15 protein-coding genes are annotated in these 24,941 nt (G+C 32.8%); 12 read left to right on the plus strand and 3 right to left on the minus strand.

Annotated features, from left to right (window positions below; all coding sequences use genetic code 11):
• Positions 1 to 105: 105 nt before the first annotated feature.
• From DMZ43_RS06470 to DMZ43_RS06505, 8 genes are all read left to right on the plus strand, one after another.
• Positions 106 to 6,762, plus strand: coding sequence for a polyketide synthase (locus DMZ43_RS06470; protein WP_131506762.1), 6,657 nt, complete (start codon positions 106 to 108; stop codon positions 6,760 to 6,762).
• A 9-nt stretch (positions 6,763 to 6,771) separates the two neighbouring features.
• Complete coding sequence (locus tag DMZ43_RS06475; protein ID WP_131506764.1) at positions 6,772 to 7,638, plus strand: cupin-like domain-containing protein; 867 nt, start codon at positions 6,772 to 6,774, stop codon at positions 7,636 to 7,638.
• A gap of 76 nt (positions 7,639 to 7,714) precedes the next feature.
• On the plus strand, positions 7,715 to 11,701 hold the full coding sequence (locus tag DMZ43_RS06480) for a non-ribosomal peptide synthetase (protein ID WP_131506766.1): 3,987 nt from the start codon (positions 7,715 to 7,717) through the stop codon (positions 11,699 to 11,701).
• On the plus strand, positions 11,694 to 12,476 hold the full coding sequence (locus tag DMZ43_RS06485; protein ID WP_131506768.1) for a 4'-phosphopantetheinyl transferase superfamily protein: 783 nt from the start codon (positions 11,694 to 11,696) through the stop codon (positions 12,474 to 12,476). Before DMZ43_RS06480 ends, DMZ43_RS06485 begins: the two co-directional genes overlap by 8 nt.
• A 209-nt stretch (positions 12,477 to 12,685) precedes the next feature.
• A complete protein-coding gene (locus tag DMZ43_RS06490) occupies positions 12,686 to 13,804 on the plus strand; it encodes a DegT/DnrJ/EryC1/StrS aminotransferase family protein (RefSeq protein WP_131506770.1) in 1,119 nt (372 codons plus the stop codon).
• A 149-nt stretch (positions 13,805 to 13,953) separates the two neighbouring features.
• Entirely contained in the window at positions 13,954 to 15,702 is a 1,749-nt protein-coding gene (locus DMZ43_RS06495) for a nucleoside-diphosphate sugar epimerase/dehydratase (RefSeq protein ID WP_343798133.1), read from the plus strand.
• A 23-nt stretch (positions 15,703 to 15,725) separates the two neighbouring features.
• A complete protein-coding gene (locus tag DMZ43_RS06500; protein WP_131506774.1) occupies positions 15,726 to 16,499 on the plus strand; it encodes a polysaccharide biosynthesis/export family protein in 774 nt (257 codons plus the stop codon).
• 16 nt (positions 16,500 to 16,515) lie between these two features.
• Positions 16,516 to 18,861, plus strand: a complete 2,346-nt coding sequence (locus DMZ43_RS06505) for a polysaccharide biosynthesis tyrosine autokinase (RefSeq protein ID WP_131506776.1) — start codon at positions 16,516 to 16,518, stop codon at positions 18,859 to 18,861.
• Between the two features lie 34 nt (positions 18,862 to 18,895).
• Here DMZ43_RS06505 and DMZ43_RS06510 read toward each other — a convergent pair whose 3' ends face one another.
• The gene (locus tag DMZ43_RS06510) at positions 18,896 to 20,104 is read right to left on the minus strand and encodes a proline dehydrogenase family protein (protein ID WP_370450269.1); all 1,209 of its coding nucleotides are present in this window, start codon (positions 20,102 to 20,104) and stop codon (positions 18,896 to 18,898) included.
• 61 nt (positions 20,105 to 20,165) lie between these two features.
• Between DMZ43_RS06510 and aroB the strand changes: the two genes are divergently transcribed.
• Positions 20,166 to 21,233: a 3-dehydroquinate synthase gene (gene aroB / locus DMZ43_RS06515; protein ID WP_131506778.1), complete on the plus strand. Its 1,068-nt coding sequence runs from the start codon at positions 20,166 to 20,168 to the stop codon at positions 21,231 to 21,233.
• A gap of 53 nt (positions 21,234 to 21,286) precedes the next feature.
• On the opposite strand, the gene DMZ43_RS06520 is transcribed toward aroB, so the two are convergent.
• Together DMZ43_RS06520 and DMZ43_RS06525 are read right to left on the minus strand one after the other, a co-directional pair.
• Positions 21,287 to 21,766, minus strand: a complete 480-nt coding sequence (locus DMZ43_RS06520) for an Lrp/AsnC family transcriptional regulator (protein WP_131506780.1) — start codon at positions 21,764 to 21,766, stop codon at positions 21,287 to 21,289.
• 73 nt (positions 21,767 to 21,839) lie between these two features.
• Positions 21,840 to 22,982, minus strand: coding sequence for a M14 family zinc carboxypeptidase (locus tag DMZ43_RS06525; RefSeq protein ID WP_131506782.1), 1,143 nt, complete (start codon positions 22,980 to 22,982; stop codon positions 21,840 to 21,842).
• 303 nt (positions 22,983 to 23,285) lie between these two features.
• On the opposite strand from DMZ43_RS06525, the gene DMZ43_RS06530 reads away from it, so the two are divergent.
• From DMZ43_RS06530 to DMZ43_RS06540, 3 genes are all read left to right on the plus strand, one after another.
• Complete coding sequence (locus tag DMZ43_RS06530; RefSeq protein ID WP_131506784.1) at positions 23,286 to 23,660, plus strand: helix-turn-helix transcriptional regulator; 375 nt, start codon at positions 23,286 to 23,288, stop codon at positions 23,658 to 23,660.
• A gap of 80 nt (positions 23,661 to 23,740) precedes the next feature.
• Positions 23,741 to 24,127 carry a hypothetical protein gene (locus tag DMZ43_RS06535; protein WP_131506786.1) on the plus strand — a complete coding sequence of 129 codons (387 nt, stop codon included), beginning with the start codon at positions 23,741 to 23,743 and terminating at the stop codon, positions 24,125 to 24,127.
• Between the two features lie 3 nt (positions 24,128 to 24,130).
• Positions 24,131 to 24,922, plus strand: coding sequence for a TerC family protein (locus DMZ43_RS06540; protein ID WP_129760133.1), 792 nt, complete (start codon positions 24,131 to 24,133; stop codon positions 24,920 to 24,922).
• Positions 24,923 to 24,941: the final 19 nt, after the last annotated feature.

Genomic DNA, 24,941 nt, shown 5'->3' on the forward strand with positions numbered 1-24,941 from the left:
TACTTTTAATTACCCTTTAAAATTTCTTTATATCCCTTTAATTTTGATTAATAGCTTAATGAAATAAAATATTTAGATTTAAAATATCTTATAATAATTTAAATTATGGTTTCAACTGCAACATATTCACTATTTGAAAAAGCAGTAAAATTATATCCTAATGATGATTGTTTAATCGAAGGAGACAAAGCTATAACCTACAATCAATTAAACGATAAAATACTAAGTGTATTCAATTTAATTATTGAACATGCCAATGATGAAAAAATAATAGGATTATCAACAACACGAGGCATAGATCAAATTGTGTTTATGCTTGCTATTTTAAAAGCTAAAAAAGCATATTTACCAATAGATTTTAAGTACCCTAAAGACCGAATTCTTAAAATCATAAAGAACTCAAATCTCAATTTCTGTTTAACCAACCTTAAGGAATCCACACTTGCTGAAGAAATGGGCTTATCTGTATTATCTAATGATAATTTTAAAGCCCTAAAACAACTATTACAACAGTCTTCTATGGCTGATAATAGCACTTATATTTTATATACTTCAGGGTCAACAGGAGAACCAAAAGGAGTTTGTATGGGAAATACCGCAGCAGTTAATCTAATTAACTGGCAGCATAAAAACTCTAAAGCAACTCAAGGAACTAGAACTATTCAATTTGCTCCTTTAAGTTTCGATGTGTCTTTTCAAGAAATAATGACAACACTTACAAATGGTGGATGTCTTGTTCTAATTAACGAAGAACAAAGATTGGATGTGGTGCAGTTGTTAGAAAGAATAAACAAACATCAAGTCAATCGGTTATTCCTTCCGTTTGTTGCATTACAAGCACTTGCAGAAACAGCTGTAAGCTTAGACAAATATCCTGATAGTCTAAATGAAATTATGACCGCAGGTGAGCAGCTTAAAATCACTAAAGAATTAAGAACATTTTTCACAAAACTAAACCACTGCACGCTTTACAATCAATATGGTCCTACTGAGTGTCATGTAGTTACTGAATTGAAGCTTGAAGGACAGCCTAAAGAATGGCCTGGGTTACCCAATATTGGAAAAGCTATAGATAATACAACTATCTATATTTTAGATAAAAACCAAAACATCCTTCCTAACGGTGAAGTTGGAGAATTATGCATCACAGGAGATTGTCTTGCTGAAGGGTATTTAGGCAATGAGACATTAACCAATGAACGCTTTAAAACATTAACACTTCCAGATGGAACAAAAACTAGAATGTATCGTACAGGTGATGTCGCAAAGTTTTTACCTGATGGTAATATTGAATTTTTAGGTCGTGAAGACGAACAGGTAAAAATTAGTGGACATCGTATTGAATTAGGCGAAGTCGAAATTGCTATTAGCAAACTACCTCATATAAAGCAGGCAGTAGTTGTTGCAAGCACACATTTTTCTTCGCAACCACAGTTAATCGCCTATATACAGACCGATAATATTACTTTAAAAAACGATACTAGTTTTAGAGAAAAAGTAAGTTCTGTTTTGCCTGAATACATGCTTCCTAACTATTATGTTTGGGTCAATGAATTTCCAAAAACATCTAGCGGAAAAGTTAACAAAAAAGCTCTACCTGTTCCTGAATATAAGCGTCCAAATAATGCACCTATCTACAAGAAACCAAAAACTGAAGTACAAAAGCATATTGCAAAAATTTGGTCTGATATTCTTCGTATTCCAAAAATTGGTATTGCAGATAACTTTTTTGAAATGGGAGGAACTTCTCTTCTAGCCCAAAAAACGGTTTCTGCTTTACGTCTTAATTATCAATATGAAGTACCTATTATAAAATTATATCAACACCCAACCATTGCTGAGTTAGCAAATTTCTTAGAGCCTAAAAAAAATACTGGAATTCAGTATAAAAAAAGCAAAAAACGAAATCAAGACACTTCAAGTGTTGCAGTAATTGGAATGGCATGTCGTTTTCCTGGAGCTAATACAATTCAAGAATTGTGGAATGTATTAAGAGAAGGCAAAGACACGATTACATTCTTCTCTCCAGAAGAATTAGATCCTTCAATTCCTGATGCAATTAAAAACGATCCTCTATATGTTCCTGCTCGTGGCATTGTTCCTTCTGCTAAAGAATTTGATGCTGCTTTTTTCGGACTCAATCCAAAAGTAGCAGAAGCTATGGATCCGCAACAGCGTATCTTTTTAGAAATTGCTTGGGAAGTTTTAGAACAATCAGGTCATTTACCAGAGCATTACAATGGCACCATTGGAGTTTATGCAGGAACTGGAATGAATACCTATTACAAAAACAATATTCTTCCCAATACAACAGTAATGGATAGAATAGGAAGTTTCCTTGCCGATACGTTTAATGAAAAAGATTACATCGCGTCTCGAACAGCATATCAACTTAATTTAAAAGGACCAGCAGTAAGTGTACAATCTGCTTGCTCCACTTCATCGTTAGCTATTGCTCAAGCTGTTGAAGCTATTAAAAGCGGACAATGTGACGCTGCTATAGCTGGTGGCTCAAGTGTAACTGCTCCAATTCATACTGGTCATTTATACCAAGAAGGGTCAATTATGAGTCCTGATGGTAGTTGCCGACCATTTGATGCAAATGCCAAAGGAACTATTTTTAGTGATGGTGCTGCAGTTGTTTTATTAAAACGACTGGAAGATGCCGAACGTGATGGAGATACTATTCATGCTGTAATAAAAGGCATTGGAGTTAATAATGATGGCGGAAATAAAGGAAGTTTTACAGCTCCTAGCACTGAAGGGCAAGCCAATGCTATTGTTAGGGCACTTCAAGATGCCAACACCAACCCTTCTGAAATAAGCTATATAGAAACCCATGGAACCGCAACTCCGGTTGGTGACCCAATAGAAATTGAAGGCCTTAAAATTGCTTTTGGAGAACAAGAACAAAAAGGATTTTGTGCTATTGGCTCTATAAAGAGTAATATGGGGCACCTTACTGGTGCTGCTGGAGTTGCTGGTGTTATCAAAACGATATTAGCATTAAAACATCGTGAGATTCCAGCATCTTTAGGTTACGAACAACCTAACCCATCAATCGATTTTGATAATAGCCCGTTTTATGTCAATAGTACTTTAACTCCATGGAATGCTAAAAACAAACGTAAAGCAGGTGTGAGTTCCTTTGGTGTTGGAGGCACAAACGTACATATCATTCTTGAAGAATATGAACAAAAAACCAACACATCAAACCCTAGTCGACCTTTACAACTATTAACTTGGTCTGCAAAGACAAAAAACAGTTTAAATGGTTACCAACACGCATTAAACAGTTATTTAAACACTTCTAAGTCTATTGAACTAGCTGATGTATCATATAGTTTAAATACTACAAGAGCTACTTTTGCAGAACGACGCTTTTTAATAGCTAGCTCAACATTACAAGCTAAGCAGCAATTAGCAACATTAGAAACCAATACAATCAAATCTAAGATCTTATCATCTGAACCAGATGAATTAGCATTTTTATTTCCAGGTCAAGGGTCGCAATATCTTCAAATGGGTAAAGCACTTTATGAACATGAAACCGTATTTAAAACTGCTGTGGACACTTGTGCTAAACTCTTAAAATCAGAATTAAAACTAGACATTAGAGATATTATTTATCCAAAAGAACATTCTGAAAAAGCTGAAGAACAACTAAAAGACACACAATACACTCAACCTGCTCTATTTGTTATTGAATACGCACTTGCTCAACTTTGGATGAGTTGGGGAATTAAACCCACTTTAGTATGCGGTCACAGTATTGGCGAATTTGTTGCTGCGCATTTGGCTGGTATATTTTCTTTAGAAGATGCTTTACACTTAATTACGCGACGCGGAAAACTAGTTAGCGAACTCCCTAAAGGAAGTATGTTGTCGATTCGAAAAAATTTAGAAGATGTCAAACACTTAATTCCTGAACATCTTTCTATTGCTGCGATTAATTCTGATCAACTAATTGTGGTTTCTGGACCAGATAAACCTATAGCTGACTTTGCAAAACAGCTAGATGATAAAGGTATTGCAAACCGATTATTGTTTACAAGTCATGCATTTCATTCCACCATGATGGATCCTGTTTTAGATACTTTTGAAGCAGAGGTTAAAAAAGTAATATTAAATGTTCCTCGTCTTCCATTAGTATCAACAGTTACTGGCGATTGGATAAAGGACGAAGAAGCTATAGACCCAAAATATTGGGCTAACCATTTAAGAGCTACAGTGAATTTTTCTGGAGCTATGGAAACAGTTTTAAACCTTGAGGACACTATACTTTTAGAAATTGGACCAGGTCGAGCTTTAACAACCTTATCCAAGCAGAAAAAAGGATTAAAAGCACTTGCATCGATTTCTAGTTTAACTATTCCTGATGAAGATGAAACCGCATACCATACTGTTTTGTCTGCTCTTGGTGAACTTTGGTTAAATGGAGTTGACATAAACTGGAATGCGTTTTACAAAGATCAAAGCCAACAACGTGTTTGGTTACCATCATATGTTTTTGATCGTAAACCATGTTGGATCAACCCACCTACAAATCAATTAACAACTATAAATTCAACACCTAATAATAATATTACTACAGCAATACCACAAGAACAATCTGTAGAACCTATACCAAACCAAAACACTCAAATTATGAGAAAACCCATAATTCTTGATAAAATAGCTGAAATTGTAGAAGATAATTCTGGAATCGAAATAGAAGCAAGCGAGTATAATCTGAGCTTTTTAGAACTTGGGTTAGATTCGTTAGTACTTACTCAAATGGCAATCAATCTGAAAAATGAATTTAATACACCAATAACTTTTAGACAATTAAATGGTGAATTAGGTTCACCCGACTTATTAGCAACCCACATTGATAAGATACTACCTAAAGAAGAGCTAGCTCCTGCTCCAATAGCCCAAGCTAGTCATACCATTTCAACTAACAATAGCTCAAACCAACAAATTCCATTGTCGCAACCCATGGCCAATATTGGCACTGGAGACCCTAATACAGCATTAAGTCTTATTGCACAGCAAATCCAATTGTTAGGTCAACAAATACAATTAATGCAAGGCACAAGCCAACCTATTGCTTCTCCTTCTATTAATCATACTACTCCTCAAACTACACCAACGCCTTTAGCCAACAATATAAGCACCACATCAAATGATGATTTAGATGAAGACGAAAAGAAAGAGCATGAAAAACCGTTTGGTGCATCTCCAAAAATTCAAAAGCAATCTACAGGGCTAAATAAAGAACAACAAGCATTTTTAAACGACTTAATTGCTAGTTACAATAAAAAAACTGCTAGCAGTAAAGCCTATACGCAAAAACACAGAGCTCATATGTCAGACCCAAGAGTGGTTACAGGTTTTAAACCTGAAACCAAGGAGTTAGTGTACCCTCTTGTGGTAGATAAATCCTCTGGTAGTCGTCTTTGGGACATTGATGGCAATGAATACCTAGATGTGCTAAACAGTTTTGGAGCTTGTTTATTTGGTCATCAACCAGACTTCATTAAAAAAGCTATTAATGACCAAGTAGAACGTGGTTTTGAAGTAGGTCCTCAACATCCATTAGCAGGAGAAGTTTGTGAATTATTATGTGAGTTTACCAATCAAGATCGTGCTGCGTTATGCAACACAGGATCTGAAGCTGTTTTAGGCGCTATGCGTATTGCAAGAACAGTAACTGGACGCTCATTAATTGTAGCCTTTTCAAGATCATACCATGGTATTAATGATGAGGTTATTGTTAGAGGATCTAAAAAATTAAAATCATTCCCTGCTGCCTCAGGTATTTTACCTGAAGCCGTGAAAAATATGCTCATATTAGATTATGGCACTGAAGAGAGTTTAAACATCATTAGAGAACGTGCTGATGAAATTGCAGCGGTATTAGTAGAACCAGTACAAAGTAGAAGACCAAACTTTAGACCAATAGAATTCCTTAAGGAAGTTAGAAAAATAACCGAAGCATCAGAATCTGTACTAATATTTGATGAAATCATTACTGGATTTAGGATGCATCCTGGTGGCACCCAAGCTCTATTTGGTGTAAAAGCCGATTTAGGAACCTATGGAAAAGTTATAGGTGGCGGTATCTCTATTGGTGCAATTGTTGGGAGTAAAAGATGTATGGACGCACTTGATGGTGGTTTCTGGTCCTTTGGAGATGACTCTATTCCTGAAGCAGGTGTTACCTATTTTGCAGGAACTTTTGTACGCCATCCACTAGCCTTAGCTACTTGTAAAGCTTCTCTTTTACACATGAAAGAACAAGGTGTTGCGCTTCAAGATGAATTAGCTAGAAAAACAGAACGCTTTGCTACCGAAGTAAATAATTATTTAAAATCACACAAACTTCCAATGGAAATTGTATACTATCGTTCGCTTTGGAAACTAGTAATGCTTGAAGATGTACCTTACGCTGAATTATTCTTTGTGTTAATGAGAGAACGTTGTATTCATGTTTGGGATGGTTTTCCTTGTTATGTTACAACAGCATACACAGAAGATGATATCACACGCTTAATTAACACTTCTATTGAGTGTGTAGAAATCCTTTCTGAAGTTGGCATTCTTCAACCTAAAACAATTTCTTCAACGAATTCAAACAATAGTAATAAGACTACAACAAAAGACTTAAATCAACCTCCAGTTTCTGGAGCACGTTTAGGGATTGACAGAGAAGGCAATCCAGCTTGGTTTGTTGCTGACAAAGATAATGTTGGAGAATATTTACAAATAGATTTATAACAAAAAATTATGGCGACAAAAGTTATTGAGTTAGTAAACAATGAAAATCTTGTAGTAGAGAAGAAATATGGCATGACCTACGAAGAATTTGCCAAAGACCATCTTTTTGCGTGTAAGCCTGTTGTAATAGGTGATGCCTGTAAAGACTGGAAAGCAAAAGATAAATTTACACCAGATTTCTTTAAATCTGAATACGGAGACCGAAAGGTTACAGTTGAAGGTAAAGACTATCTTTTGAAAGATTTTATTGATTTAATGGAAAAGTCTTCAATTGAAAACCCAGCACCTTATCCATGCAAGCTACAACTAGACAGAGACTACCCAGAGCTTTTACCAGATATTTCCCCTAGGTTTAAATTTTCAGAACCAGATTGGTGTCACAACAAACTTATAGAACCTCTTCTTGGTAGCGCTGATACTTATGAGGTTTTTCTTGGAAGTCCTGGAGGTCAATTCCCATATGTACATTATGATTATATGGGATTACACGCTTTTATCACTCAACTATATGGTGTAAAAGAATTTACGGTAATCCCTCCTGAACAAACTGAATATGTTTACCCTAAACCCAATGACCCATGGGTTTCTGAAGTACCAGACATTAAAAACATAGATTTAGATAAATTTCCTCTATGTAAAAACATTACACCTGTCACCTTTACTGTTGGTCCTGGAGAAACCTTGTTTATCCCTAATGGTTGGTGGCATACAGCACACTCATTAAGCATTACACTTTCAGTGGCTTTAGATTCTTTAAACAATTCTAATTGGAAAAGATTTAAAAATGAAGTTGTAACAAAAGTTTCTAAAAGAAATAAAACACTAGCTAAAATGGTTAGTGTATATCTCTCTGTTGTAAAGCCTATAATTAAATAAAAACCAGTATCACTGATAACTAAACCATTCTAACTTTTTAAATTATTATATTCATCTTATTTTTCGAATTAATTTGATGAACTCTTCAAAAAACATAATCAGTTTTAATCCATTTAAAGGACCTCAAATTGAAAAGGTAGTACCTATTACTCAGCCACAAGCTGAAATCTGGATTTCTTGCTCTCTTGGTGGTGACGACGCCAATAGAGCTTATAATGAGTCTATCTCTCTAGTTTTTAATGGTCAATTGCATTATAAAGCTTTAGATACTGCTATTCAACAATTGGTACAACGACATGAAGCAATTAGATCTATATTTAGTGCTAATGGTCGTTTTATGAGTATTCTAGAATATGAACCGTTCAAACTAGAGTATTTAGATATTTCAAATCAAACTGAGTTAGAACAAAAATCATCAATATCAAATTACCTCAAAGCTGAAGCCAACTATGTTTTTGATTTGGTTAACGGTCCATTACTAAAAATGGGATTACTAAAAACAAAGGCTACTGAGCATCATCTTGTCATAACTGGACACCACATTATTTGTGATGGTTGGTCATTAGGTACTATTTTATATGAATTAGGTATATTATATTCTGCTCAAATCAATAAAACAGCACATGCACTTCCTGAAGCTGATAGTTTTAGTGTTTTTGCCGATGAGTTAACATCGTATACTGACAGTATTGAACACAAGAAAACAGTACAATTTTGGTTAGATCAATACAAACAATCTGTTCCGCAGTTAAACTTACCTATTGATTATCCAAGACCAGAACTAAGAACTCACAACAGTGCACGTCTTGACTTTCACATGAACAGGGAATTAGTTGCTAATTTTAAGAAAGTTGGTGTTAAATCTGGTTGTAGTTTTGTAACTGCGTTAATGGCAGCTTTTGAAGTACTACTCTACGTACAAACAGGACAAGACGATATTGTTATTGGGTTACCCTCTGCAGGACAAGCAGCCACAGGTCAACAACATTTAATAGGACATTGTGTAAATTTACTTCCTTTAAGAAGTCAAATAAACGCTGAACAGTCTTTCAGTGATTATTTAAAGGCGCGCAAACTAGCTGTTTTTGATGCATATGATCATCAACAATTAAGCTTTGGAGAATTACTTCAAGAGTTGAAAATTCAAAGAGACCCTTCGAGAATACCTTTAATTCCTGTTGTTTTCAATATTGATATGGGTATGGATAGTAATGTTAATTTTGAAGGCTTAACCTTTAAATTGCTAAGCAACCCAAGAGCTTTTGAAACGTTTGAAATTTTTCTGAATGCAAGTGGATCAGAAGATAGTTTTGTTTTAGAATGGTCATATAATACAACATTATTTAAAGCATCAACTATTGAAGGCATGATGCTCACTTTTGAAAAAATTCTAAAAAAAATAATTGAAAACCCAAACATTCAATTAGGGAATATTATTGAGTTTGATCAATCAGCCTATAGCATGTTGAATGATACAGCTTCAACTTATCCTAATTTACCATTACATGAATTATTAGCTAAACAAGCTAAAATTTCACCAAATAAAGTAGCTTTGAAATTTGAGAATGATCAAATTTCATACAAAGACTTAGAAAAACAAGCCCATCAATTAGCCCATTATCTTCAAAGCATAGGTATTGAACATAATGATCGTATCGCTGTTTTAATGCCAAGATCCATAAAACTGATTTCAATTTTAATGGGAATTATGGAATGTGGTGCCACTTACCTACCCTTAGACCCAAGTTACCCTAAAAAAAGAATTGAGTTTATGCTTGAAGATGCTGAAGCAAAATATGTTATTACTACTGAAACATTAGCTTCAACTTTAAACACAAACTCGAAGCTATTGTTTTTAAACCATTTATTTACAAATAGTTACAATTTCCCTCAAACGCCTTTAAACCTAAAAATTGACAACTCTACAACAGCTTACACACTATATACCTCAGGATCAACAGGAAAACCTAAAGGTGTTGAGGTAACACATAAAAACTTAGTCAATCTTTTATATAGTTTCTTAAAGCAACCTGGATTAAAAGAGTCTGATAAATTTCTTTCCATTACAACCATATCATTTGATATCGCCATGGCAGAGATATTTGCTCCTCTTTTAAAAGGCTCTACACTAATATTGACTAGTGAAGAAACAGCTAAAGATACAAGAATGTTGCTAGATGTAATGAAGAACGAGAATATCTCCATTATGCAAGCTACACCTGCAACTTGGCAGATGTTATTAGACTCTGGGTGGAATGAGCATTTACCAATGCGAATTATAAGTACTGGAGAAGCTTTACCTATAGCTCTTGCTAAAAAGATGCTTCCTTTAGTTGATGAACTCTGGAACTTATATGGGCCAACAGAAACAACTATTTGGTCAGCTTTTACCGAAATTAAAGAGTCTGATGATTTGATTACTATTGGTTTTCCTATGAATAACACCCAACTGTATATAGTTAACGAAAACGGAAAAATTGTTCCGCCAGGAAATACAGGCGAACTATGTATTGCTGGCGACGGTGTCACTAAAGGATATTGGAAACGACCAGAATTGACTTCTGAAAAATTTATACCTAACCCATTTAGTAACGATTCGGGTTCAAAACTTTATAAAACAGGTGATTTAGCACGCTTGCTTCCTGATGGAAGAGTACAGTGTTTAGGTCGATTAGATCATCAGGTAAAGATTAGAGGGCAACGTATTGAATTAGGAGAAATTGAGCAAGCTCTAGATAGTTTAAATAGCGTCCAATCCTCTGTTGTGATTTTAAATGACGATCAATTAATTGCTAATTTAATCACATCAAACTATACTAATGAGGATAAGCATCAAATTTCCGAATGGAAAAATGCACTAAAGGAATATCTTCCAAAACACATGATTCCGCAACGTTTTAATCTAGTTAAAGAATTCCCCAAAACACTAAATGGGAAAATTGATCGAAAAGCTTTGTTGGAACAACTACCAAGCAAATCAGTCACCAAAAACCACACAACTGCTTCAACAACTTCTGAAAAAATCGTTGCCGGAATTTGGGAAGAAGTACTTGGGCTAGATAATATTGATATAGATAGCGATTTCTTTGAAATTGGTGGACATTCAATAATTGGTGTAAAGGTAATGGCTAAACTTGAAAAAGAAACAGGTAAACGTATTCCTTTGGTAGGTTTACTCAAAAATCCAACAATCAGGACTTTTTCAGCCTATATGGATACAGAATTCTTTACTTGGGACTCTTTAGTTGCATTAAAACCAACCGGAACAAAACCTCCATTATACATTGTACATGGAGCAAACCACCAAGTATTAATTTTTGATGCATTAGCGCAATTTATGGATAAAGACCAACCTGTTTATGGGCTTCAATCAAGAGGTTTAAATGGTGTTGATGAACCTCATGATTCTATTGATCAAATGGCTGCTGATTATATTAAAGAAATTGTAGCATCAAACCCAAAAGGTCCCTATGCACTAGCAGGCTTTTCTTATGGTGGGATAGTTGCCTATGAAATGGCAAGGCAATTAAGAGCCCAAGGAAAAAAAGTTACTATTCTTGCTCAGTTTGACACCTATGTGTTTCCTCAATATTACTATAAAAGCCCTATAATAAAAAAAGCAATCTCCATACTTTATGTTATAGGAAAAATAGGATATTTAATACTTAACATGTTTAGCAGCAAGAAGAATTTTGTAAGGCGTTATGAGTTACTCAAGCTGTTATTTAAAGGCTATTATCTTAGATTACGACATGGAAGAGCCAAACAATATGAAATGCAGTTTAATGTACCTATAAAACTCCTTGACTACCACAATAAAGCAACTAGCAAGTATACAATTTCACCACAAAATATTGTTATAGATCTTTTTAGAGCTTCTGAAGAAGTCAATTTAGTACATGATCATAAATATTTGGGCTGGAAAAAAATGGCTCTCAAGGGTATTAGAAAACAAATGGTCACAGGTAATCATGTAGATATGTTTGAAAAACCACACGTTAAGGACTTTGCCAATAAACTCCAAAATGTTTTAGACAACTATAACTTAGAGCATTATGACTAATGTGCATTGTGAAACTGTTAAAGTATTGAATCAAAGTTATAAAGTTAAACCAATTGATAAATCCGGTTTATTTTTATTTCATATTGATATACCCAACTATTATAAAGACATCACAACTCTTAAAGCGATTCTAGACGAAACCGAAACAAGCAGAGCTGAACGTTATCATTTCGAAAAAGACAAAAACAGGTTTATAATTTGCCGAAGCATATTAAAAATTATACTAGCTCAGTACACAGAACAAGATATTTTGGATATAAAACTTAAAAAAGATACTAACCAAAAACCTTATTTAGTTTCTAATAACTCTATAAATTTCAACCTTTCCCACAGTGAAGACAGTGCTATTATAGCTATAAGCAATTCTAATGTTGGAGTTGATTTAGAGTATAAAAATAATGAATTCGATGTTCTTGAAATAACAAACCACTCTTATAGTGAAGCTGAAACAAAACATGTTTTAAACTCTAAAAATCAAATAGATACATTTTTCAAATACTGGACAAGAAAAGAGGCTATTGCAAAATTTTCTGGACAAGGAATTAATGACAACTTAAGTCAAATCCCTTCAATTGATGGAAGACACATTACAAACCTTAACTCTTTAAATAAGTTTAAAAGTTTAAAAGTATTAAGCTTTGCATTAAATAAAAGCTACATTGCATCTGTCGCTTTTTGCAATAAAAAAAAAGATGATGATGTATTAACCATCTTTAGCCTTCCTTCATCTTTAAAAGAATTACTAAATCCTAACAATAAAACTGATTATCAATGATTAACACAACAAACTAAACACTTTACTCAACAATTACCTTTTATCAACGTAAAAAATTGTTTTTTATCGTGTTTATTTGTTTAGTCCTCTCTATTTGAATGATATTTAACAAGAAATACAATAATTAGTTAGATATAATTAAGCTATTTTTAACTCGAGCCCTAAAAAAAATATTTTTAGCATTAGTTTTAATACTCAAACATTAACCTATGAATCCTAAAATTTGGCTTTCTTCTCCTCATATGTCTGGTAAAGAGCAATCTTTTATCAGTGAAGCCTTTGCATCAAATTGGATTGCTCCTTTAGGTCCTAATGTATCGGGTTTTGAATCTGATTTAGAAAGTTACCTTAAAAGCAATAGTTACGTAGCTGCATTAAGCTCTGGAACTGCCGCAATACACTTAGCTCTTGTTTTACTAGGAGTTTCCTCTGGTGATGAAGTTATATGCCAAAGTTTTACTTTTGCTGCATCTGCAAACCCAATAATTTATCAAGGCGCTCAACCAATTTTTATTGACAGTGAGAAAGACACTTGGAACATGTGTCCTGAATTACTTGAAATTGCTATAAAAGACAGAATTAAGAAAGGAAAAAAACCAAAAGCCATTATTGCTGTACACCTATACGGAATGCCTTATAAAGCTGACCAAATAAACAGTATTGCTAATACTTACAATATACCAGTAATTGAAGACAGCGCAGAAGCTTTAGGCAGTGTTTACAAAAACAAAAAATGTGGAACTTTAGCTAATATCTCTATTCTATCCTTTAACGGAAATAAGATAATTACCACTTCTGGAGGTGGAGCTCTTGTAACAAAAGATAATAACATAAAAGATAAAGCTGTTTTTTTAGCTACCCAAGCTCGTGATAAAGACCCTTCATATCTACATTCAAACATAGGATATAATTACAGAATGTCTAATGTTTTAGCAGGTATTGGTCGTGGTCAAATGACTGTTTTAGACCAGTATGTAATTAAAAGAAGACAAAACTTTGAGTTTTACTACAACCAATTAAATAAAATTGATGCTATTGAGTTTTTAGATGAACCTGGAGATTGTTTTTCAAATAGATGGTTAAGTTGCATATTAACACCCGATTTTAAAACAAGAGAAAACATCAGGCTTAAGCTAGAAAAAGAAAACATTGAAACGCGTCCATTATGGAAACCAATGCACCAGCAACCTGTATTTAAAGATACTCCTAAATATCTTAACGGGATTTCTGATGGATTATTTGAACGTGGTTTATGCTTACCAAGTGGTTCAAATTTAACTGACAATGAACTAAATAGAGTAATTTCAACAATAAAAGCCTATTTTTGAATATGTTAATGGAACTTTTACATAAAATTTCAAACAGATATGCATCAAAATGGTTGGTGCTCATCTTTGATTTATGTATTGTAGTTTTCACTTTTTTCATTGCATATTTAATTAGATTTAATTTCAGCCTTGTTTTTAACCTCACATTAATGCTTAAACAACTGCCTTTTGTTGTATTAGCTGCTTTAATTAGTTTTTTGGCTGTTGGGTCCCACAAAGGAGTAGTTAGATTTACAGGATATAAAGATGTTATCAATATAATAATTGGTGTTAACATATTAGCTACTATATTAATTATATCTACTTTTTTCAGTAGAAAATTTAATTTTGATAGTACTTTCAACATTTCTGGAACAATTATATATATACACCTACTACTTAATATATTATTGCTAGTAGGCTCTAAATTAGTAATTAAGTCCATTTACAACAACTTACAGCAAGACTACAAAACTTTTACCAATGTACTTATTTATGGAGCTGGAAACTCAGGACTAATAACATATGATGCTATTTCTAACGACCCTAAAAGAGGATATGAAGTTGTTGGGTTTATTGATGACAATCCTAGTAAAATAGGAAAGAAAATAAACTTACTAATTGTTTATGGTCTAGATAAAATAACCAAAAATTTCATAGAAAAAAACAACATTGAAGAAGTTATCATCTCCATTCAAAGTGTTGATTCTACTCGCTTATTACAAATTACAGCTCAATTATTCGAATTAGGTCTTAAAGTTAAAATTGTCCCTCCTGTTCAACAATGGATTGATGGAGACTTGAGTGTTGGACAAATAAAAGACGTTAAAATTGAAGATTTATTAGGTAGAGAACCTATAAACATCATTAACCCTAGCCTTAATAACGAATATGAAAATCAAGTTATCTTAATAACAGGAGCTGCTGGCTCTATTGGAAGTGAAATTGCTAGGAAAATCAATAATTACAGTTACAAAAAGCTCATCTTAATAGATTCCGCTGAGTCTGCATTGTACGATTTACAGCAAGAGTTTATCCAGAATGGAATCAAAAACTTCATAGCAATAGTGGCTGATGTTAGAGATTATGGTAGAATGGAATATTTATTTAATGTTTACAAACCAAAAATTGTTTTCCATGCTGCAGCATATAAACATGTTCCTCTAATGGAAAACAATCCATACGAAGCTGTAAGTGTAAATATTAGAGGCACAAAAAACATTGCTAGTTTAGCTGTTAGGCACAGCATAGCAAAATTTGTACTAATTTCAACCGATAAAGCAGTTAACCCAACCAATGTAATGGGTGCATCAAAACGCATTGCAGAGCTTTATGTTAACTGTCTTAAAGGAAAAGGTCAAACAAAATTTATAACTACTCGTTTTGGCAACGTTTTAGGCTCAAATGGATCAGTAATTCCTTTATTTAAAAGACAAATTGAAGCTGGAGGACCTCTTACAGTTACCCATAAAGAAATCACTCGTTATTTTATGACCATCTCAGAGGCTTGCCAATTAGTCTTGGAGGCAGCTACAATGGGAAATGGAGGTGAAATTTTTGTGTTTGATATGGGTAAATCAATCAAAATATTTGACCTTGCAAAAAACATGATTATTCTTTCAGGCCTACAGTACCCTGAGGATGTTGATATAAAAATAACCGGACTTAGACCTGGTGAGAAAATATTTGAAGAACTGCTCGCTGATGGTGAAAACACAATACCAACCTATCATGAAAAGATAATGATTGCAAAAACAAAACAAGTAAATATAGCTGAAGATACAGAATCCAGAATACTCAATCTTTGCAATATAAACTCAAAAACACAAACACTAGAAATAGTGTCTTTAATAAAAGAAATTATCCCTGAGTACATTTCTAACAATTCAAAATTTGAAGTTTTAGACTCGAAAAAATAAAATCCCTAACAAATAAATTTATCATGAATAACAAAATACTCTTTAAACTAGCTGTCTTAATATTAATAACACTATCTTCTTGTGCTTCAAGAAAAGAGTATGTATATTTTCAAGACGAACCAGCTATTGAATCTTCCACTTTAAGCAACATTGTTGATATAACTTATCAACCAAACGATTTATTAACAATAGATGTAGCAGCATTAGATCCAGAAGTTGTAAAACCATTTAACCTACCTGCAGTTAGCTACAGTGAAAGCGCATTAACAGTTCAAGGTACACTCACAATGAGAACATACCTAGTTGACAATAGTGGCAACATTCAATTTCCTACTTTAGGAACAATAAAAATTGGCGGACTAACTAGAGAGCAAGCAACAGAAATGATGAAAGAGAAACTCTCTGAATATGTTAAAGACCCAATAGTAAACATTAGGTTGGTGAATTTTACAATAACTGTTATAGGAGATGTTAACAGACCTGGAACATATACAATACAAGATGAGAGAGTATCTATCCCTGAAGCTCTTGGTTTAGCAGGTGATTTAACTAATACAGGAAAAAGGAATAACATTTTTTTAATACGAGAAGTAAATGGTGAAAAACGTTTTGCGAAACTAGATTTAACATCAATTAGCATAACTAGCTCTCCTTTATACTACCTTGCTCAAAACGATGTGATATATGTTGAACCTAATGATGCCAAAGTAAAATCATCTACTTACAACCCAAACACAGCTGTAATTATCTCAGCAATTTCAACCTTAGCAACCATAGCTGCTATATTAATTCGTTAGAACTAACCTTTCAAAAATGCCACAAAACACTCAAAACACAAAAGAAAGCATAATAAAAGCAGTTGAGCTATATTTATCTAAGTGGAAGTTTATTTTACTTTGCTTAATTATAGCAATTGGTATTGCTTACGTAAAAGTTAGATACAGTACGTTTGAATACCAAGCAAATGCTACTATAAAAATAAAGGAAGATGAGAATTCTCAAAAATTATCAGAAATTTCAAGTCTTCAAAATTATGGTTTGTTTTCAAACAACTTTACTAATGTTACAGACGAAATTGAAATTATTAAATCTAGATCTATTATTTCTCAAGTAGTACAAGATTTAAACCTAAACATAAGTTATTATGTAAGTGGTAAAGTCAAAGAAGAGGAAGTCTACCTAAACCCTCCTGTAAATATTAATTTTTTTGTTGAAGACTCTATTATAAACCACATAAACACAAATCTTTACATAAAGATAATTTCTTCAGAAAAATTTGAAATGTCAACCACTAACACTATGAAAGTTTTAGAGTTTGATAGTGGTGTTACTACTAGCCACAACTTTGGAGAAAAAGTAACCAGTAGTTTTGGTGATTTTATTCTAACACCCAATACAAACACCTATGGCTCTACTCCTGGTTCTTTAGTTGAAATACATATAAGACCAGTACATAGCGTTGTTGAATCTTATCTTGGAAAAATCAAACTTGCTTCTGACCCAACCTCTAATGTTGTAAAACTATCTTTAACAGAAGCAAACAAAGAAAAAGCTCGATTAATCCTTAACAAGCTTATCGAAAAATACAATGAAGATGTTATCAATGATAAAGAACAAATTGTAAAAGCAACTTCTGACTTCATTAACAACAGACTAAACGTAGTATCCAACGAACTCGAACAAGTAGATTTCACTGCTGAAAACCTTCAAAAAAACAATAGGCTAACAGCTTTATCCTCTCAAGCAAATATCTTTCTGGAAAGTGAAAAAATTAATGAAGAAAAAATAATCAACACTTCAAACCAAATACAGCTTATTGATTACATGAGCGATCACCTATCAGAAAACAATAGCAATTCTGATTTACTACCTCCTGATGTAGGAATTGCTGATAGTGATGTTTCTCAAATAACAAAAATTCACAATGAGCTTGTATTGAAGAGAAATAGAATTCTAAAAAATTCAAGTGAAAAAAACCCTGTTGTTATCAACTTAAACAATGAGATTATGGCACTTAAAGCTAATCTTCAACAAAGCTTGAGCAACATCAGGTCTGCCAATAAGATAACTTTAGATAACCTTAATCAAGAGGATTCAAGAATACGTGGGCAAATATACTCTGCTCCAGGTAAAGAACGACAATTTAGAGATATTAAACGCCAGCAAGACATTAAAGAGTCGTTATACCTATACTTGCTAGAAAAACGTGAAGAAACAGCTATTACTCTTGGCATGTCTTCACCTAATGCTAAAATTATAGATTATGCATATACTCTTGATAGTCCAATATCTCCAAAACCAAAAGTAATTTATCTAGCAGCTATCTTATTAGGTCTTCTAGTTCCTTTTTCTGTAATCTACACTAGAGATCTACTTAACAATACGATACAAGATAAAGATGATGTTTTAAAAGCAGTAAGTGCTCCTTTTATTGGTGATATTCCAAAATCAAACACTAAATCAAAACTAATCAAAAAAATAGATTACTCTCCTAAAGCTGAAGCATTTAGAATAATAAGAACAAATGCTCATTTTTTACTTCAGGATATTGAAACTGAGTGTAAGACTATTTTTGTAACATCAACCACTAGTCAAGAAGGGAAATCACATACTTCAATAAACTTAGCTTCGTCTTTTTCTTTTTCAGAAAAGAAAACCCTAATTGTTGAAACTGACATTAGAGTACCTAGAGTTAATGACTATTTAAACATTAAAGGCGACGTAGGATTAACCAATTATATTTCCGACAAGTCACTCAAAGTTGAAGATGTTACTATAAAAGTAAAAGACAACCCTTTTCTTGATGTCATTCCTTCTGGAGCTATCCCTCCAAATCCTGCTGAATTATTAATGAGCGACAGACTAAAGCACTTATTTGATACCGTAAAGAAAAAATATGATTATATTATTGTAGACACAGCTGCAGTAGGTTTAGTCACTGATACTTTATTGATTAGCAAGTTTGCAGATATGTTTATTTATGTTGTTAGTGCAAATAACATTGACAAACGTCAATTACACATTGCTCAAACCATGTACACTGAAAAGCGTTTACCTAATATGGCTGTTTTACTTAATGGCACATTACACAAAAGAGGTTATGGATACGGTTATGGCAACAACCCAAACAGAAAGAAAAAATGGTATCAGTTTAAATAAACAAAAAACTCCAATCAATCGATTGGAGTTTTTTTTATAGTTTTCTTCTTTTCTTTTCAGTTTTTAATAAACTAAGCTCTCTACTCGTTTGTCCTGCAACAGATGTGTTCTCTTCTGCTCTTCTTATCAAATATGGCATTACATCTTTAACTGGTCCAAATGGAACATATTTAGCAACATTATAGCCATTATCAGCTAGATTAAAACTGATATGATCACTCATTCCATAAAGTTGACCAAACCACACTCTGTTATCTTCTTTCTCTATTTTAAGCTGCTCCATCAAGTCCATAGCTAGATAACAACTGTATTCATTATGAGTACCTATAAAAACCGAAATATCCTTTAAATGCTCTAAAGCATAAGTAAGCGTATCATTAAAACAATTGTCAGTAGCTAGCTTGTTTTCACAGATAGGAGATTCGTAACCTTTCTTTTCAGCACGCTCACGTTCCTTCTCCATATATGCACCTCTAACAATTTTCACACCTATTGTAAAGCCCTTTTCTTTAGCTCTAGTGTGTAAATTCTTTAAATAATCTAATCTATCCCAACGATACGTTTGCAGTGTATTGTAAACAATAGGTTTTTCTTTATTGTAAATAGACATCATTTCTTCAATTAGATCATCAGCTGCATCTTGCATCCAACTCTCTTCAGCATCAACAAGCAATTCAACATCGCGTTCTTTTGCCAATTTACATACAGCATGAAATCGTTCTACTACTCTATTCCACTCATCTTGCTCCTCACTAGTAAACGCTTTTCCTTCGCCTTTTTTTTGATATAAGTGAAATCTACCAAAACCAGTAGGCTTAAATACAGCAATAGGCATCGCATCCTTTTCATCTGAAAACCTTATAATCTTCAAGGTTTTCTCCATAGCATCATCAAAATGTGATTCAACTTCTTTTCCTTCTACCGAATAATCTAAAACCGAACACACTCCCTTTTCATACATCTTATCAATCACATTAAGACAATCATCTTCACTTACACCACCACAAAAGTGATCAAAAACAGTTGACCTAATTAAACCTTCAACAGGTAAATGTGCTTTTAGCGCAAAGTTTGTAGCCGCAGTTCCTATTCTCACTAAAGGCTCGTGAGAAATCATTTTAAACAAAAAATAAGCACGCTCTAACTCTGAGTCACTTTTTAACTGAAAAGCAACCTCAGTGTTTTCAAATAAATTTTTATCTATCATTATCTGAACAAAATAATAGCAAATATATTTATTCATCTTCTATTTTTAATCAAAATCTACTTATTTTCATACCCTATTTAAAGTACAGATGCATTTTATGAACTCCATTACAACCAAAGACAGCACAATTCATTTTAATTCAAACTGTTACACTGCCATTAATGAGTATTTGGCTTCTAAAAGGTTTTCTAAAATTTTTATAATTACCGATTCTAACACGAATACAAATTGCTTACCTGAGTTTTTATCGCGTCTAGAAACTGATGTTGCTATTGAAATTATTGAAATTGAACCAGGAGAAACTCATAAAACCATTGAGACTTGCGTTGGTGTTTGGAATGCGCTTTCTGAGCTTGGTGGAGACCGAAAAAGCTTAATACTTAACCTTGGTGGAGGTGTCGTAACCGATTTAGGCGGATTTGTTGCTTGTACCTTTAAACGTGGAATTAAATACATAAACATTCCTACTTCTCTTTTAGCTATGGTAGATGCCTCTGTGGGAGGAAAAACTGGAGTTGACTTAGGGAGCTTAAAAAATCAAATAGGAGTTATTGACTCTGGAGATATGGTGTTAATTGACACTAACTTCCTTTCTACTTTACCACAAAGTCATTTAAAATCAGGGTTAGCTGAAATGCTAAAGCATGGTTTAATCTACGATAGAAATTATTGGGATAAAATGACCGACTTATCAAAACTCAACCTTGACGATTTAGATGCACTTATCCACGAATCTGTTATTATAAAAAATACTATTGTTACTAAAGATCCTTTTGAAAATAGCGTTAGAAAAACACTTAATTATGGTCACACACTTGGTCATGCTATAGAGTCTTACTTTTTAAGTAATCCGAATAAAACTGATTTACTTCATGGTGAAGCTATAGCTATTGGTATGATTTTAGAAACTTATATCTCGTCAAGACTATTCAATTTCCCTGAAGCAGATTTAGAAGAAGTGAAAAAAGTGATTTTAAATGTATTTACTCAAGTAGATTTTGATGATAGTGATTACCCTGAGATAATTGAACTCCTAAAACACGATAAGAAAAACGAACACGGAAACATCAATTTTGTGCTACTAGAAGCCATAGGAACACCAAAAATTGATTGTTTAGTGGACAACGAGCTTATAATTGAAGCCTTTGAATACTACAAAAAATAAACCCTTTACTCTAGAGCAAAGGGCTTCTTGTTATGTTTATTAGTTAGTGATGGTTACATATCATTAAAAATAGTGTGCATTAAACGTTTTTTATCGTTAATGCTTTCCTCAAGAGAAATCATAGTTTCTGTTCTATAAACACCTTCAATATCGTCTAGTTTAAAAATGACATCCTTAGCATGGTCAGTATTTCTTGCTCTAATTTTACAGAAAATATTGAATTTCCCTGTAGTAATATGAGCTACAGTAACAAAAGGTATTTCATTAATACGCTCTAAAACAAACTTAGTCTGAGAGGTGTTTTGTAAAAATATACCAACATAAGCTATAAAAGAATATCCCAACTTTTTATAGTCGAGTGTCAAAGACGAACCTTGTATAATACCAGCTTCCTCCATTTTTTTCACTCTCACATGTACAGTACCTGCAGAAATAACTAATTTTTTTGCAATATCTGTAAAAGGAACTCTTGTATTATCGATCAACATATCTAGAATTTGGTGATCTATATCGTCTAATTTGAATTTTGCCATTTTTAATTTTCTTTAAATTTAAAGCAAAAATAGTAGATTTTTATTGAAGATAATACAAGGAAAAGTGATTTTTTTAAAGATATAATGAAGTTTTTTGATTATTTATCAAAACGAAATCGTTTTCGCTTTCCACTTTTAGAGTACCATTTTTAGCATCTAAAACCTTGCTATTGTTGGCGTTTATTTCCCTGTGAGCATAAAAGTTTTCTAATTTTGAAATTTTTTGAATTTTCGGCACAAAAATGATGGAATTTTCTTTCAATCGCTCTTCATATTGAATCGCAATGTCCAAAATTTCACCATTTACATCTGCATTTCTGATAATAATATCAAAAAACAGCTTCTCATTTGCTGGAATATCAAAATAAGACTCATAACCTTCTCCTTCAACATTATTACTTGAAATATAATTGAAAGATGTTAATAGCGAATTAAAAATAAGCGCTCTGGTTTCTTCTCTAGCATAATCATTTGGGAAATGTCCAGCTTCAAACAAAATAGTAGGCACACCTTTATGTTGAAACGTGTCTCCTACACAATTTATATTAAACGCATCATCATAAATACCAACCTTATTAGGTATAACTTGTTGCAATGCATTATTCATAACCGAAATCACTTCCATAGCTATTCTTCTATTTTTAGAAAGACTGCGAGCTTCATCTTGCGCTGGAGACAAAAAAGATACTATGGCTGAGTTATTGGACTTTCCTGCACTAAAAATTGTACGCTGCCCATGTAAATTATAGCAATAGTCTGGTTTAAAGCCTTCAAAACACGTTTTAAGAACTAAACTTTCTGGCTGAGTAAGGTTTTGAGCATCTCTATTTAGGTCAACCTCATTTGCATTAACTCGTGTATATGCTCTAGCACCATCAGGATTAAGTATAGGAATGATTTTTAAAGTACAGTTATTTAAAATAGCCTTAGCGTAACTATTATTAGATGTAAGGAAGTTAAACACATCAAAAAGCGCTTTGGTAGTTGTGCTTTCATTACCGTGCATTTGCGACCATAACAATAAACGTTTTTCACCTTTACCAACAGTAACAGAAAAAATATCTTCTCCATTAACCGATTCTCCAATGACATCAACACTAAAATTTGATGGTAAATTATTAAGCAAAGAAACAATATGATCATTACAAATATATCGATGATACAATGACTTTTCCTTACTAAAACTATAGGCGTTTTTAATCAATTCAATATCCATAGATTTTCTTTAATGCTACAAAGGTATACAATTGTAAATTTACAATTGTAAACACAAAAAATTGATGGAATAAATACACTTGTAAACAGAAAATTTAATTTTTAAACTGGGAACACTTCATTTAAATATCCAATTTTTAACAATTGCGTGTTTATTTATTTAAAATATTATTTATCAGGTATTTAATATATTTTACTTGAAGTAAAAATATATATAAAATTATTAAATATGAAACAATAATAATCTACATATCATATTATTTGTTACATTTGTAACACCAAATCTTAAATTTGTATGTTTACAATGATAAACAACGAAGAATTCATTATCCGACTACAAAAAGTCATCGATTTTTATGGTGAAAGTGCATCGTCTTTTGCAGAAAAAATTGGTGTGCAACGCTCTAGTATTTCGCATATGCTTTCAGGACGAAATAAGCCTAGTTTAGATTTTGTTTTGAAAGTGCTACACTCCTATCCCGAAGTTGAATTGTATTGGTTAATGAATGGTAAGGGAGAATTTCCTGCTACCGAAAATCAAAAAATTGTTCAACCCGAAATTAAAACTATTGAAACAATAACCCAATCACCTTCTCCTACTTCAAATCCATCTGAAAAGAAAATAAATAGAATTGTGATATTTTATGACGATGGTACTTTTGAAGATTTTGTTAAATAGTTTTACTCACATTCTTTTTATAATAGCAACAAATAAATTGGTAGGTTTCTTTTCGTAATTTTGTATTACAATTAACTTTTATGAGACTACTTATTTGTATTTGCTTTTTAGCCTTGTTTTCGAGCTGTTTTCAAACTGAACGTAATTGTAGTGATTACAAAACAGGAACTTTTGAATTTTCTTATCTCGACAATGGTGTTGATAAAACTGCAAAATTTACCAGAACGGAAGATTATAGTATTGATTTTATTGAAGGAAAAGCTGATTCGTCTTCTGTACGATGGATAAATGACTGCGAGTTTATTTTAAAAAAACTACACCCTAAGTCTACACAAGAAGCAAAAGCTATCCATATGAAAATTCTAAATACAACTGACAATTCATATACGTTTGAATACACCTATGCTGTAAAAGAGCAAAATAGATCTAACCGTGTTGAAAAAGGAGTTGCCACTAAAATCGATTAAAAAATGTTAGAGTTTTTACTTACACCAGATGCTATAATGGCATTGTTAACATTGACATTCCTTGAAATCATCTTAGGAATAGACAATATCGTTTTCATATCTATTGCTGCCAACAAGCTGCCTGAACACCAACGTAGCAAAGCCACAAACATTGGTTTACTACTAGCTATGTTACAACGTATTATTTTGTTGTTTTTCGTTTCCTTTTTAATTGGACTTAAAGAACCTTTTTATACGATAGATAACTCTTGGCTACATGTTGGTATTAGTTGGCAAGCTATTATTTTATTTGCTGGTGGACTTTTTCTTATCTATAAAAGTACTTCTGAAATTAGAGAAAAAGTTGAAACTCCAAGCCATGACGAAAATAATGTAAAACACAAAAAGATTACCTCGTTATCGCAAGCCATTACTCAAATTTTGATTATTGACTTTATCTTTTCGGTAGACTCTATTTTAACTGCTGTAGGAATGACCAATGGTTTACACCCAAACCATAATTACGCTTTAGTACTTATGATTATTGCTGTAGTTATTTCAATAATAATCATGATAGGTTTTGCAAACCCAATTAGAAAATTTATAGACACACATCCAAGTATGCAAATATTAGGGTTAGCGTTTCTAATACTTATTGGCTTTATGCTTATTACTGAAGCTGCGCATTTATCTCACACTTCTGTTTTTGGACAAACTGTTGGAGCTATACCAAAAGGATATTTGTACTTTGCTATAGCATTTTCACTATTTGTAGAATTTTTAAATTACAGAGTTACAAAAAACAAGAACAAATAAATTTTGTTCTTAGCTAATT

Source organism: Meridianimaribacter sp. CL38 (genome assembly GCF_004328055.1).
In the GTDB taxonomy this organism is placed as follows: domain Bacteria; phylum Bacteroidota; class Bacteroidia; order Flavobacteriales; family Flavobacteriaceae; genus Gaetbulibacter_B; species Gaetbulibacter_B jejuensis.

Excerpts from the sequence above, each read along its gene's own strand:
- DMZ43_RS06470 (WP_131506762.1), top strand. The coding sequence starts at position 106 with ATGGTTTCAACTGCAACATATTCACTATTTGAAAAAGCAGTAAAATTA.
- DMZ43_RS06475 (WP_131506764.1), top strand. The coding sequence starts at position 6,772 with ATGGCGACAAAAGTTATTGAGTTAGTAAACAATGAAAATCTTGTAGTA.
- DMZ43_RS06480 (WP_131506766.1), top strand. The coding sequence starts at position 7,715 with ATGAACTCTTCAAAAAACATAATCAGTTTTAATCCATTTAAAGGACCT.
- DMZ43_RS06485 (WP_131506768.1), top strand. The coding sequence starts at position 11,694 with ATGACTAATGTGCATTGTGAAACTGTTAAAGTATTGAATCAAAGTTAT.
- DMZ43_RS06490 (WP_131506770.1), top strand. The coding sequence starts at position 12,686 with ATGAATCCTAAAATTTGGCTTTCTTCTCCTCATATGTCTGGTAAAGAG.
- DMZ43_RS06495 (WP_343798133.1), top strand. The coding sequence starts at position 13,954 with ATGCTTAAACAACTGCCTTTTGTTGTATTAGCTGCTTTAATTAGTTTT.
- DMZ43_RS06500 (WP_131506774.1), top strand. The coding sequence starts at position 15,726 with ATGAATAACAAAATACTCTTTAAACTAGCTGTCTTAATATTAATAACA.
- DMZ43_RS06505 (WP_131506776.1), top strand. The coding sequence starts at position 16,516 with ATGCCACAAAACACTCAAAACACAAAAGAAAGCATAATAAAAGCAGTT.
- DMZ43_RS06510 (WP_370450269.1), bottom strand. The coding sequence starts at position 20,104 with ATGAATAAATATATTTGCTATTATTTTGTTCAGATAATGATAGATAAA.
- aroB (WP_131506778.1), top strand. The coding sequence starts at position 20,166 with ATGAACTCCATTACAACCAAAGACAGCACAATTCATTTTAATTCAAAC.
- DMZ43_RS06520 (WP_131506780.1), bottom strand. The coding sequence starts at position 21,766 with ATGGCAAAATTCAAATTAGACGATATAGATCACCAAATTCTAGATATG.
- DMZ43_RS06525 (WP_131506782.1), bottom strand. The coding sequence starts at position 22,982 with ATGGATATTGAATTGATTAAAAACGCCTATAGTTTTAGTAAGGAAAAG.
- DMZ43_RS06530 (WP_131506784.1), top strand. The coding sequence starts at position 23,286 with ATGATAAACAACGAAGAATTCATTATCCGACTACAAAAAGTCATCGAT.
- DMZ43_RS06535 (WP_131506786.1), top strand. The coding sequence starts at position 23,741 with ATGAGACTACTTATTTGTATTTGCTTTTTAGCCTTGTTTTCGAGCTGT.
- DMZ43_RS06540 (WP_129760133.1), top strand. The coding sequence starts at position 24,131 with ATGTTAGAGTTTTTACTTACACCAGATGCTATAATGGCATTGTTAACA.